Origin of the sequence: Streptomyces sp. NPDC001852 (assembly GCF_042891825.1) — a bacterium.
Taxonomy (GTDB): Bacteria; Actinomycetota; Actinomycetes; order Streptomycetales; family Streptomycetaceae; genus Streptomyces.
This window is the reverse complement of sequence record NZ_JBIATN010000007.1, coordinates 315,180-327,510: the sequence shown is the minus strand read 5'-3', so window position 1 is coordinate 327,510 and position 12,331 is coordinate 315,180. Positions and strand designations below refer to the sequence as shown.

The 12,331-nt window shown below is 69.1% G+C and carries 9 protein-coding genes; 6 read left to right on the top strand and 3 right to left on the bottom strand.

The window, feature by feature from the left end; translation table 11 throughout:
- Positions 1 to 130 precede the first annotated feature (130 nt).
- Positions 131 to 2,269: a prolyl oligopeptidase family serine peptidase gene (locus ACFYZB_RS15420; RefSeq protein WP_388758548.1), complete on the bottom strand. Its 2,139-nt coding sequence runs from the start codon at positions 2,267 to 2,269 to the stop codon at positions 131 to 133.
- A gap of 164 nt (positions 2,270 to 2,433) precedes the next feature.
- On the opposite strand from ACFYZB_RS15420, the gene ACFYZB_RS15415 reads away from it, so the two are divergent.
- The 4 genes from ACFYZB_RS15415 (at position 2,434) to ACFYZB_RS15400 (ending at position 9,412) form a co-directional block, all read left to right on the top strand.
- The gene (locus ACFYZB_RS15415) at positions 2,434 to 2,628 is read left to right on the top strand and encodes a hypothetical protein (RefSeq protein ID WP_055707280.1); all 195 of its coding nucleotides are present in this window, start codon (positions 2,434 to 2,436) and stop codon (positions 2,626 to 2,628) included.
- A 129-nt stretch (positions 2,629 to 2,757) separates the two neighbouring features.
- On the top strand, positions 2,758 to 6,354 hold the full coding sequence (locus tag ACFYZB_RS15410; protein ID WP_388758546.1) for a DEAD/DEAH box helicase family protein: 3,597 nt from the start codon (positions 2,758 to 2,760) through the stop codon (positions 6,352 to 6,354).
- The gene (locus ACFYZB_RS15405) at positions 6,351 to 7,820 is read left to right on the top strand and encodes a hypothetical protein (protein ID WP_388758544.1); all 1,470 of its coding nucleotides are present in this window, start codon (positions 6,351 to 6,353) and stop codon (positions 7,818 to 7,820) included. Before ACFYZB_RS15410 ends, ACFYZB_RS15405 begins: the two co-directional genes overlap by 4 nt.
- Positions 7,817 to 9,412, top strand: coding sequence for an N-6 DNA methylase (locus ACFYZB_RS15400; RefSeq protein ID WP_388758542.1), 1,596 nt, complete (start codon positions 7,817 to 7,819; stop codon positions 9,410 to 9,412). Before ACFYZB_RS15405 ends, ACFYZB_RS15400 begins: the two co-directional genes overlap by 4 nt.
- A 12-nt stretch (positions 9,413 to 9,424) precedes the next feature.
- Here the strand turns inward: ACFYZB_RS15400 and ACFYZB_RS15395 are convergent, their stop codons facing one another.
- Both ACFYZB_RS15395 and ACFYZB_RS15390 read right to left on the bottom strand, forming a co-directional pair.
- Positions 9,425 to 9,634: a DUF397 domain-containing protein gene (locus ACFYZB_RS15395; RefSeq protein ID WP_388758541.1), complete on the bottom strand. Its 210-nt coding sequence runs from the start codon at positions 9,632 to 9,634 to the stop codon at positions 9,425 to 9,427.
- Positions 9,631 to 10,515 carry a helix-turn-helix domain-containing protein gene (locus ACFYZB_RS15390; RefSeq protein ID WP_388758539.1) on the bottom strand — a complete coding sequence of 295 codons (885 nt, stop codon included), beginning with the start codon at positions 10,513 to 10,515 and terminating at the stop codon, positions 9,631 to 9,633. Before ACFYZB_RS15390 ends, ACFYZB_RS15395 begins: the two co-directional genes overlap by 4 nt.
- A 214-nt stretch (positions 10,516 to 10,729) precedes the next feature.
- Here ACFYZB_RS15390 and ACFYZB_RS15385 point away from each other — a divergent pair, with 214 nt between their 5' ends.
- Together ACFYZB_RS15385 and ACFYZB_RS15380 are read left to right on the top strand one after the other, a co-directional pair.
- A complete protein-coding gene (locus ACFYZB_RS15385) occupies positions 10,730 to 11,137 on the top strand; it encodes an ATP-binding protein (RefSeq protein ID WP_388758607.1) in 408 nt (135 codons plus the stop codon).
- A 226-nt stretch (positions 11,138 to 11,363) separates the two neighbouring features.
- Positions 11,364 to 12,296, top strand: a complete 933-nt coding sequence (locus tag ACFYZB_RS15380) for a helix-turn-helix domain-containing protein (RefSeq protein ID WP_388758537.1) — start codon at positions 11,364 to 11,366, stop codon at positions 12,294 to 12,296.
- Positions 12,297 to 12,331: the final 35 nt, after the last annotated feature.

Below are 12,331 nucleotides of genomic sequence, written 5' to 3'. Positions count from 1 at the left end.
GCGGGCCGGGATGACATGGCGCACCCCGGCCCGCTTACGGCACCCGCACGGCCGTACGCTGATCAGCCTCGCGCGTCCGTATATCGGTACCGCTTCCGTGAAGTTGCCTGCGCGTTAACGCGGTTCACGGTCATTTTCCCTGATCGGGCAGCGCACGCCGGAGGAAGTCCAGCTGCAGCCGCAGCAGGTTCTCCGCGACCGTCTCCTGCGGGGTCATGTGCGTCACCCCGGACAGCGGCAGCACCTCATGCGGGCGGCCCGCGGCGAGCAGGGCGGAGGACAGCCGGAGGGAGTGGGCCACGACGACGTTGTCGTCCGCGAGACCGTGGACGATCATCATCGGCCGGTGCGGCTCCGCCGCGCCGACCAGGCCCGCGTCGTCGATCAGCGAGTTGCGGCGGTAGACCTCCGGCTGCTCGTCCGGGAGGCCGAGGTAGCGCTCCTGGTAGTGGGTGTCGTACAGCCGCAGATCGGTGACCGGGGCGCCGACGACGGCCGCGTGGAAGACGTCCGGGCGGCGCAGCACCGCCAGCGCCGCCAGATAGCCGCCGAAGGACCAGCCGCGGATCGCCACCCGGCCCAGGTCCAGCGGGAACTGCCCGGCGAGCGCGTGCAGCGCGTCCACCTGGTCCTGGAGCACGACGGCCGCCAGCTCGTCCCGGACCGCCTTCTCCCAGGCCGGCGAGTGCCCCGGAGTGCCCCGCCCGTCCGCCACGACCACCGCGAAACCCTGGTCGGCGAACCACTGGGAGGTGAGGTGGGGGTTGTGCGCGGCGAGCACCCGCTGGCCGTGCGGGCCGCCGTAGGGGTCCATGAGGACGGGCAGGGGAGTGTCGCCGTGGTAGTCCCGTGGCATAAGCACGGCGCACGGAATTCGACGTGCGCCCCCCTGGGTGAGCGTCACCCGCGGGGACAAACCGGGATCTTCGGCGTACGACCGGACACTCGCCGCCGGTTTTCCGTCACGCAGCACCTGGACACGGGAGCCCGGAGTGTCCGGCGTCGCGGACACGAGTACGGTCACGCCGCCGCCGCGCACCGCCGAGTGGACCCCGGGCTCCTGTGACACGCGCTCCACGCCCAGCTCGTTCACCCGGTACACATGGACCTGGCCGATCTCGGGCTCCGGTGCCTCGGGGCCGGCCGAGGCGGAAACAAGCACGTCGTGGTCGCCCACGTCCAGCACTGCGCGGAGGTGCAACTGGGCGCTGGTCAAGGGGCGTTCGCCGACCGTCAGCACCCGCGCGCCGCCCTCGTCCGCGATCCGGACGAGCTGCCCGGACGGGCTCCAGCACGGCACCCCAGGGAAAAGTTCCAGCCAACTTGGATCTTCGTCGGCGTGCACCATCCGGGTGGCCCCCGTGTCCGGGTCCACCGCCAGGAACAGCTGGCTGCGCTGGTCCCGCGCCTGCACCAGCAACAGCGGCGCTCCCGCCCCTGACCAGTGCACACGGGCCAGATACGGATAACGGTCCCGGTCCCACGCGACCTCCGTGCGCTCCCCGTCGAGCCCCAGCACGAACAGCCGTACGTCCGCGTTGGGGGTGCCGGCGGCCGGGTACGCGATGTTGTTCGGCTCACGTTCCGGGTGGGCCGGATCGGCGATCCACCACCGCCGCACCGGCGTGTCGTCCACGCGCGCCACGAGCAGCCGGCGCCCGTCCGGAGCCCACCAGAACCCCCGCGAACGCCCCATCTCCTCGGCGGCGACGAACTCCGCGAGCCCGTAGGTGACCCGCCCCGGTCCGTCCGTGGGCTCCGGCTCGGCGAGCGCCCGGTCGCCCTCGCCCCCGGCGTCCACCACCCGCAGCGCCCCCTGCGCGACGTACGCGACATGCGTGCCGTCGGGCGACGGACGCGGGTCGATCACCGGCCCCGGGACCCGGAGTTCACGCGCCGTACCCGCCTGCAGCTCGGCGACGAAAAGCCGCCCTGACAAGGCGAAAGACGCCAACTCCAGGGCGGTGTCGGTGGCATAGCCGACGATGCCGGCACCTCCCTCCCGGCTGCGCTCCCGGCGCGCCCGCTCCTCGGCGGAGAGTTCTTCCAGGGCGCCGCCGAGCAGGGCGCCGGGATCGGCCGCCAGGCGCTCCGCGCCCTCCGGAAGGTCCAGGATCCACAGGGAGTTGGCCCGGTCGGTGCCGGAGCCGGAGCGCAGGAACGCGACACGCGTACCGTCGGGTGCCACCGTGAACGCGCGCGGCGCGCCGAGCGTGAACCGCTGCGTCCGGGCGTGCCGACGGGGGAAGGAGTCAGACTCGGTCGTCATACCCCGACCATATTGGCCATGCGCCCCCTTGTGCGGCCGTGCGCCGAGCGATGCGCGAGCACGGATAGTTATGATCACTACCGCTGTGTGGGTATGAACCTGCTGGCGTCTGCATGGATTTGCTCAACTGATCTAGATCTGGCGATCTTTGGAGGTGAGCCGCCGTGGCACTCTCGATTTCGGCGGTGGTGCTGCTGGCGATCATCGTCTTCCTGTTGATCAAGAAGTCGGGGCTGAAGGGCGGTCATGCGCTCGTCTGCATGCTGCTCGGCTTCTACCTCGCCTCCTCGACCGTCGCCCCCACGATCAGTCAGCTGACGACCAACGTCGCCAGCATGATCAGCAGCATCAAGTTCTGACGGCCGCCGTGGCGGCGGCTGGACGGCTGACCACCCGATCTGGTCGCCAGCTGTCCGATTCCGCTGCCTGTAACCACCCGACTCCGTAAGCTGTGCCGTCCTGGACGAGCGAGGCTGGGGGGCCGGAGGGTGGACGACGAGAGCGTGGACAAGCGGCTTCGGGAGCTGGCGAAGGCGTCCCCCAACTTCGGACGTCTGTACGGATACCAGCCGCTGCTCGCCATCTACGGCTCCCAGGCCGAACTCACCGTCTTCACCAATCCGAACGCCGCCTACGTCAGCGCTGGCCAGTTCGGTGAGGTGCTGGCCGAGGAGTTCGTCACGCGGACGGGTACGCGCGTGCAGGGGACGAACCAGGTCGACCGCATCAACGCTCTGACCCGGGCCGGCGTCCTCGTCGGCTGGAGCCGTGACGCCTTCCACAAGCTGCGCCGGGGCCGCAACGACGCCGCGCACAATCACCTCTTCGACACCACCAGGGCTCTGGAAGCTCTGAAACTGTGCTGGCAGCTCGGCGACCTCTTCGACCGCGCCATGGGCGGCACCCGCGCGGTGACCGCGTTCGTCCCGCCCACGCTCCCAGCCGAGACGCCGGAGACCGACCCGCAGGAACTCGCGGAGCTTCGCGAGACGCTGGAGGGACACCAGCGCACGCTCGCCGAGTCCCGCGTGAAGCTGTCGGAGGCCGGCGACCGCCTGGAGGCAGAGCGCCGGGCCCGTGCCGAGGCCGAGAGGATCATCGCCAGCGCCGAGCAGGCCAAGGCGACGTACGCCGCACAGGTGGAGGAACTGCGGGCGCAGGTCGCGGAACTGAGGGCCACCCACCAGCAGCGGTACGACGTCGAGCGGCTCAAGCCCCGACCGGTCGCCTCCGCCGCCCGTGACGCGATCGTGGAGCGCGCCCAGCGCCCCGCCCCGCTCAACGAGGTGCAGGCACGGGAGAAGATCGACACCATGCTGGCCAAGGCGGGCTGGCTGATCCAGGACAAGACGGACGCCAATCCACTGGCGGGTACGGGCGTCGCCATCCGCGAGTTCACCCTCGCCACCGGCCGTGCCGACTACGTCCTCTACGTCGGCGGGAAGATCGTCGGCGTCATCGAGGCCAAGCGCGAGGGGACCCCCCTGGCCGGTGCCCTCGCCCAGAACGAGCGGTACGCGGCGGGCGTGCTCAAGGAGCACGCCATGGCCGTGTGGCGCCGCGACGAGCCCTTCGCGTTCCGCTACGCCACCACCGGCACCGAGACGTACTTCCTCAACCGTGTGGACCCGGACGCCCGCTCCCGCGAGGTCTTCACCTTCCACCGCCCGGACACCGTCCTCGCGTGGATGCGGCACGCCGACGAGCACCCGGACGCGCCGACCTTCCGAGCGGCCCTGCGGACCCGCATGCCGCTGCTGGAGACCCACGGCCTGCGCATGGCTCAGGTGGAGGCCATCACGGGTCTGGAGGGCTCCCTGGCGGCCGACCAGCCGCGCGCCCTCATACAGATGGCCACGGGCGCCGGCAAGACGTTCACCGCCGTCACCGAAACCTACCGGCTGCTCCGGTACGCCGGTGCCCGCCGGGTCCTCTTCCTCGTCGACCGCAACAACCTCGGCCGCCAGGCCCGCGCGGAGTTCGACAAGTACCGCACGCCGGACGAGAACCGGAAGCTCACCGACCTCTACAACGTCGACATGCTGGGCCGCGGCGGCCTCCAGGAGACCTCCTCGGTCGTCGTCTCGACGATCCAGCGGATGTACGCCCTCCTGAAGGGCGAGCCGTTGGAGGACGGGCCGGAGACCGAGGACCGCGAGGACGACGCGACCTCGCCCCTGGACGAGTCCTACGTGGCGGACGAGCCGATCACGGTCGAGTACAACCCCGATGTCCCGATCGAGTCCTTCGACGTGATCGTCGTCGACGAGTGCCACCGCTCGATCTACGGCCTGTGGCGCGGGGTCCTGGAGTACTTCGACGCCCACCTCGTCGGCCTCACCGCCACGCCCACCCGCCAGACCAAGGGCTTCTTCGACCACAACGAGGTCTCGCGCTACACCTACGAGCAGGCCGTCGCCGACGGCGTCAACGTCGACTTCGACATCGTGCGCATCAAGACCGACCTGCGGGACGAGGGCGCCGTCGCGACGATCGAGGCGGGCACGACGGTCCGCATTCGCGACCGGCAGACCCGTGCCCAGCGGTACGAGGAGCTGGACGAGGACTTCACCTACACCGCCCCGCAGATCGGCCGCACGGTCATCACGGAGGACGAGGTCCGTGCCGTGCTGACGGTCTACCGGGACAACTGGAAGCGCTGGTTCCCCGGCCGTGCCGACGTCCCCAAGACCCTGATCTTCGCCGGCCCCTACGACGACCACGCCGACGAGGTGCTCAAGCAGGTCAAGCAGGTCTTCGGCCGGGGCGACGAGTTCGCCAAGAAGATCACCTACCGCTCCCGCGACAACGGTGACGACCCCGAGGCCCTGATCAACGACCTGCGCAACTCGCCTCGGCTGCGCGTCGCGGTCACCGTCGACATGATCGCCACGGGCACGGACGTGAAGCCGCTGGAGTGCGTGATCTTCCTGCGGTCGGTGAAGAGCCCGGTGATGTTCGAGCAGATGAAGGGGCGGGGCGCCCGCTCCATCGACGCGGACGATCTGAAGGCGGTCACCCCGGACGCGGCGCCCGACCTGAAGAAGGACCGCTTCGTCCTCATCGACGCGGTCGGCGTCACCGACTCCCCGCTGGTGGACGCCCGCCCGCTGATCCCGGCCGGGGCACAGCGCGGCATCCCGCTGGCCAAGCTCCTCGACAAGGCCGGCACGCGGTCCCTGACGGCCGACGAGGCGGAGACGCTGGCCCGCCGCCTGGCCCGTATCGACCGACAGCTGGGAGACGAGGAGAGGACGCTCCTGGCCCAGACGTCCGGGGGAGTGAGCCTGGCCGACCTGGCCCGCCGCATCACGGACGCGGTGGACGTGGACACCCAGGACCGTGCCCGGCACGAGGGCGGCCCCGAACTGGCGCAGAAGCTGGTCCAGGACGCGGTGGCGCCGCTCACCGCCCGCCCGGAGCTGCGCAAGCTGATCCTGGAGATCCGCCACCAGCAGGACCTCACCTACGACGAGACGACCGAGGTGAAGGTCACAGAGCTGCGCGAGATCCCGAGGGAGGAGCGGGCACGCAAGGAGATCGCCGAGTGGAACGCCCTCTTGGAGAAGGAGCAGCGCGACGAGAACGCGGCGATCCGGGTAGCGCTGGGCAGCGGGGTGAAGGTGCCTCCGCGCGAGGCACGGGCGGCGCTGAAGGAACTCGCGGGCCGCATCCGTGCGACGAACCGTTCCTGGACGACGGGGGTCCTCTGGGACCACTACGAACAGCTCGGCAGGGCGGCGGCCGGCCCCGGCAAGGAGGCGGGTCTCGGCGATCTCATGCGGATCATCCGCTTCGAACTGGGCGCGGACGACGAGCTGCGGCCGTACCGTACGGTGGTCGAGGAGCGCTTCGAGGGCTGGCTGCTGCGGCAGCGGCAGGCGGGCGTGGAGTTCACCGACGACCAGCTGTGGTGGCTGGAGCGGATAAAGAACGCCATCGCCGTCGACGTCGGCATAGAGCCCGGGGACTTCTCCGTCGCACCCTTCTCGGAGCGCGGCGGAGGCCGGGGCTTCATGCGGGCCTTCGGCGACAAGGACCGGGCGCTGGAACTGTTGGATGAGCTGAATCAGGAACTGGCTTGAGCGAGAGCGGCGGCGTGGACGGGGAGAGCGAGCTTCCGGCGGGGTGGGCTTGGGCTGAACTGGGTGACTTGCTTCACCGCATTGAAGCCGGTAAATCCTTCACCTGCGAGCCGCGTCCTGCCCTTCCTGAGGAGTGGGGCATCATCAAGGTGAGCGCCATGACGTGGGGCTCCTTTGATCCTGACGAGAACAAGGCTGTTCCGGCAGGGCGCGACATAAATCCCGCTTATGAAATCTCCCCGGGTGACATGCTTGTAAGCAGGGCCAACACCAAGGCATACGTTGGTGCCCCAGTTTTGGTCGGGCCTTGCCGCCCTAGGCTGCTTCTGTCGGATAAAAGCTTGCGTCTGATTCCGCGGGAGTTTGTCGATAAACGCTGGCTTTTGCATTTCTTGCGCTCCCCTCAGGCCCGCGCCTACGTCGAGGAAAAAGCGAGCGGTACCAAGGATGCGATGCGCAACCTCTCGCAGGATGCTTTGCGAGGAATGCCAGTCGCGTTGCCGTCTCTTTCGGAGCAGCACAGGATCGTCGAGGCTCTGGAAGTGCAGTTGTCGCGGCTTGACGTGGCCGTTGGCAGCCTGAATGTGGGTCAGCGACGAGCCCGAGGGCTGAAGTCCGCGGCCCTGGCGGCTGCGCTGGAAAAAATTGGCGATGTTCCCGTCAAGCGACTCGGCGACCTGCTGAAGGAACCACTGCGCAACGGGCACTCCGCTAAGGCGACCACGGACTCGTCCGGTATTCGTACGCTCAACCTGACAGCAGTTACGCAGGGAGATTTCAGCGACGCGAATACGAAATTGACAGTCGCTGACCCGAATCGAGTGCGGGATCTGTGGCTGACCTCAGGTGACATCCTTGTTCAGAGGTCGAACACGCCGGATCTCGTCGGTACGGCCGCCCTATACACCGGGCCTGATAACTGGGCCATCTACCCGGACTTGTTGATCCGCGTCCGAGTGAACGAGGACGTACTTCCCGCGTACGCGACTCTGGTTTTGCAGAGTCGTCGTGGGCGCTCTTATTTCAAGTCGCGAGCCAAAGGGCTCGCCGGCTCGATGCCGAAGATTGATCAAGCTGCGATCGAGGATTTCACCATCCCTGTTCCATCATTGGAGGAGCAGGAGCGTGTCGTTACAGAGGCAAAAGAGCAGTTTGACCGCGTTTCCCGTATCTCCGCAGAGCTGAATCGCGCACGGCGGAGGTCGGCCCGACTCCGGAACGCGCTGTTGGGCACGGCCTTCAGCGGCAAGCTGGTTCCGCAAAATCCGGATGACGAGCCTGCCCATGATGTACTGACCCGTCTCCGCGTCGAGCGCGCTGCTCAACCTAAGACCAAGCGCACGCGCAAAGTCGCGGCCAGGCAGCCGGCGAAGCCACCCGCCCAGCGAGCCGCCGAGCCAGCCGCTCCGGCCCCCCAACCGACCCCCGTCCCCGCCCTCGCCGTACAGCAGGAGTTCGACCTGTGACCGCCCCCGCAGACGCCCAGCAGCCCGCCGCAGAGCCGGTCAAGACGGCCAAGGCGGTCGCCCAGACGAACACGCTCGTCGCCAAGCTCTGGAACTACTGCAACGTCCTCCGGGACAACGGCATGTCCACCATCGAGTACGTCGAGCAGCTCTCCTACCTGCTCTTCCTCAAGATGGTCGACGAGATGGAGAACGACCCGTGGGACGGGAGGGACATGAGCGCGATCGTGCCCGCCGAGTACAACTGGCAGTCCCTCGTCACCAAGCGCGGCCCCGAGCTGGAGAAGCACTACCGGGCGGTCCTGGAACACCTCGGTCGCCATCCCGACACCACCATCGGGACGATCTTCGCCGAGGCCCAGAACCGGATCACCAAGCCCGCCCTCCTCGAAAAGCTCGTCGTCGACCTGATCGGCCGTGAGGAATGGATGGTGACCGGCACCGACCTCAAGGGCGACGCCTACGAGGGCCTGCTCGCGAAGGGCGCCTCGGACACCAAGACCGGCGCCGGCCAGTACTTCACACCCCGGCCCCTCATCGACGCCATGGTCGACGTCATGCAGCCCGGCCCGGACGACACGATCACCGACCCGGCCTGCGGAACCGGCGGCTTCCTCATCGCGGCCCACGCCTACATCCGCGACCACCACATGAAGACCATGTCGCTGGACGAGCGCAGGACCTACGACGAGGGTCGCAAGATCTGGGGCAATGAACTCGTCACCGGCACCGCCCGCCTCGCCGCGATGAACATGCTCCTCCACGGCATCGGCAAGAGCGACGGCCCGAACCTGATCACCGTCGGGGACGCCCTCGCGGACAAGCCCAGCGGCAAGCACGCCACCCTGGTCCTCGCGAACCCGCCCTTCGGCCGCAAGTCCGCGATCACCGTGATCGGTCAGGACGGCGAGGTCGAGAAGGACGACGTCCAGTACGACCGCGACGACTTCACCGCGACGACCACCAACAAGCAGCTCAACTTCCTGCAGCACATCATGTCGCTGACGGCGGTCGGCGGACGCGCCGCCGTCGTTCTGCCGGACAACGTCCTCTTCGAGGGCGGCGCGGGCGAGAAGGTCCGCCGCAAGCTGCTCGACGAGTTCGACCTGCACACCATCCTGCGGCTGCCCACGGGCATCTTCTACGCGGGCGGCGTGAAGGCGAACGTCCTCTTCTTCGAGAAAAAGCCCCCCCGCGCGGACGGGAAGCCCCACACCACCGAGACGTGGGTGTACGACTTCCGCACGGGCCAGCACTTCACGCTCAAGCAGCGCCCGCTCACCCGCGCCCACCTGGACGACTTCGTGGCGGCCTACCGACCGGGCGAGCCCCGCTCCTCCCGTGTCGCGTCCGAGGGCGAGAACGGGCCGTTCAAGAAGTTCAGCTACGAGGACCTGATCGCCCGCGACAAAGTCAACCTCGACATCACGTGGATGAAGGACCCCGCCCTCGACGACGCCGACAGCGGTCTGCCGCCCGAGATGATCGCCGAGGAGATCGTCCGCGACCTCCAGTCCGCCCTGACGGAGTTCACGGCCATCGCCCGCTCCCTGGGCGGCGACGTGGACGTACCGGAGGCCGAGGTCGAGTAGAGGCCCGCTGGATCAGCCCTCGACCGCGTGCGGCACGAAGCAGCCCCACGCGGCGGGGGCGAAGGCCAGCCGGGGACCCTCGACGTTCTTGGAGTCGCGGACGTGGACGGTGCCGGGCTCGGTGGCGACCTCGACGCAGGAGTCTCCCTCGCTGCTGCTGCTGTAGCTGCTCTTGAACCACGCCAGGTCGGAGGCGTCCCCGGACGAGGTCTTGCGGCTCATGTCTCCCCCAGCAGTTGCTCGATGAATGAGGCCGACTCACGCGGCGTGAGGGCCTGCGCCCGGATGATTCCATACCGGAGTTCCAGGATACGGAGCTGCCTGGGCTCGGATACCGGTCGACCGTTGGCGACCGCCGGTGAGCGCCCCACCATCGAACCGTCCTCGAACTTCAGCACCTCGATGCCGCCCGCAAGACCGGCATGCTCCTCGCGCTCCATCGGCATCACTTGCAGCTCGACGTTCCGCAACTGTCCGACTTCCAGTAGGTGTTCCAGTTGTTGACGCAGCCTTTCCTTCCCGCCCAACGGACGCCGAAGTGTCCACTCCTCCAGGACGAAACTGAGCTCTGGGGCAGGGTCCCGTTCAAAGACGGCTTTGCGGGCCACTCGCGCTGAGATGAACCGCTCCACCTCATCCGCTGGGTAGGCGGGGCGCCTCATGAGGAGCAGTCCGCGTGCGTAATCAGGCGTCTGCAACAGCCCGTGGATGTTCAAGGGATCGTAGAGCTGAAGCTCCACCGCCCGCGCCTCCATCTGCGCCAGATCCCTCACCTTCTTCGGGTACCGGACCTTCTTCACGTCCTCCCTCATCGCCGCGATGAGGCCCTTGGCGTCCAGCACCTCGTCCGCCGTGTCCAGATACTCGGGCCGGGGGATGCGCTTCCCGGCCTCGATCTTGTAGACGAGATCCTCGCCGTACCCGACCGCCACCGCGAACTCGCCGACCCGCATGCCGGCCGCCTCCCGGCGGAGCCTCAACTGCCGTCCCACCGTGGCCACCACGGCGAGCGCCCAGTCGTCGTCCGGATCCACCTCCCAGCCCGGCTCGTCGGTCTGCTCCGTTCCGGTCTCGACCCGCACCGCCTCACCGTTCACCGACATGCGTGCCCCTCCGTAGCGCTGCTCCGTACCGTCACGTCCCGCGCGCACGAGCCGTGCCGACAGTCCGGACAGCACCGGACAAGCCTTGGACGATCACCGTACGCAACCCCGTGATTACTCCTCACGGTATGCCCGGTCGGCCACGCTGAGTGACGTGAATCAGGAATTCGCCGAGACCAGGACCCAACCCGACGGCAGGGTCCGCAACTTCAGCATGCTGCTGTCCTGCACCCCGCGCGGTGCCCGCCTCGCCCGGCTGCTCGCGGTGAACGCGCTGCGGAACTGGGGGCTCCCGGACGAGCGGGCGAGTCACGTCGTCGCCGAGCTGGCGGCCAACGCGGCCACCCACGGCCGCGTCCCCGGCCGCAGCTTCCGCCTGACGCTCTACGTGGTCGGCGGCACGCTCCGCATCGAGGTCACCGACACACGCGGTGACCGGCGGCCCGTGCTGCGGGAGCCCGGAGCCGACGCCGAGTCGGGCCGGGGGCTGCTCCTGGTGGACGCACTCGCCGACCGGTGGGGAACCAGCGAAGGGCGCTTTCCGCGCAAGACCGTCTGGGCGGAGATCGGCCTCACGTCACCGGAACCCGACTCCACGCGCTCCGGTGCCGTCGGCGGCTGAAAGACAAAGAACGCTGGGGGAAAGGACCCCGCCAAACCCCACCCCTCCCGCCCGTGGTCGCACTCACTCGGGCGGGTGAACATCTCCGGTCCGACTGGATTTCGCAGCCGCCAAGGCTCGACGCTCAGCGCAGCGCACCACCACAACCGCAGACATGAGACGGCCCCCGCCGGGACGGCAATCCCAGTGCGAGGGCCTGACCACCGAGGAAGGAATCAGCTTCCCGATGGGTACCCAGAACCCTAGCGTGCCGCCGCACGCCCAGGCCCGGATTGCGGGCGACAAGCACCCGAACCGGCGTCCCGGCACGGCCCACCGCTCCGGCGGGCTCCAGCACGACAACTCCCGTCACACCACGCGCTTCACGGTGGTCGGCAACCACCTGGCCCAGCACAGGGAACTATCGCTCCTCGCGATCGGACTTGGCGTGCACCTCCAGTCGCTGCCGCAGGGTGCCCCGGCCGACATCAAGACCCTCGCTGCCCGGTTTCCCGAGGGAGCCACACGTATCGCCGCCGCCCTGCGCGAGCTGGAGGCCCACGGCTACTTGCGGCGCGAGCGCCACCGCACCCCCACCGGTCGCATCGTCACCCGCACGGTCTCCTGCAACCAGCCGGCCGCGGCCCGCCACCCCACCGTGGTCCCCGGCCGCCCCCGGACCCGGGCGGCGGAGACCTCGCAGATGCAGGAGGTTTGCGAGGGCAGCACGCCGCGCGGGACGCGCGAGAAGCCGGCTCCCCGCAAACCGCTCCCCGCCGTGCCGAGCCCCGCGTTCGCCGCCCCCGCGCTCCTGGAAGCCGCCGCCAGCCTCCTCGCGGACCTCCACCGCCACGACCCCCGGCTGCTCCTCTCAGCCCGCGACACGGCCCACCTGGCCCCCGGCGTCGCCGCCTGGCTGGAACGGGACGTCACCCCCGCCGCCGTACGCCGTGCCTTGACCGCCGACCTGCCGCCGGAGGGCGTTCGACGCCCCGCGGCGCTCCTGGCGCACCGCCTGACCGCCCAGCTACCGCCTCCGCCGCCGTTCCGGGCGCCAGCCGTCCCGCAGCCACCCCGGCACCCGATGCGGAACTGCGACGGCTGCGACCGCGCCTTCCGCTCACCCGACCCCGGAACCCGCTGCCGCGACTGCCGAACCGATCTCCTGGAGGCCGCCTAGCATGAATGCGACGATCCTTGCCCCTGGGCACAGAC

What these genes read in the sequence shown, in the direction of transcription:
- ACFYZB_RS15420 (WP_388758548.1), bottom strand. Translation starts at nt 2,269, where the DNA reads ATGACGACCGAGTCTGACTCCTTCCCCCGTCGGCACGCCCGGACGCAG.
- ACFYZB_RS15395 (WP_388758541.1), bottom strand. Translation starts at nt 9,634, where the DNA reads ATGAGCCGCAAGACCTCGTCCGGGGACGCCTCCGACCTGGCGTGGTTC.
- ACFYZB_RS15390 (WP_388758539.1), bottom strand. Translation starts at nt 10,515, where the DNA reads ATGTCGGTGAACGGTGAGGCGGTGCGGGTCGAGACCGGAACGGAGCAG.
- ACFYZB_RS15385 (WP_388758607.1), top strand. Translation starts at nt 10,730, where the DNA reads ATGCTGCTGTCCTGCACCCCGCGCGGTGCCCGCCTCGCCCGGCTGCTC.
- ACFYZB_RS15380 (WP_388758537.1), top strand. Translation starts at nt 11,364, where the DNA reads ATGGGTACCCAGAACCCTAGCGTGCCGCCGCACGCCCAGGCCCGGATT.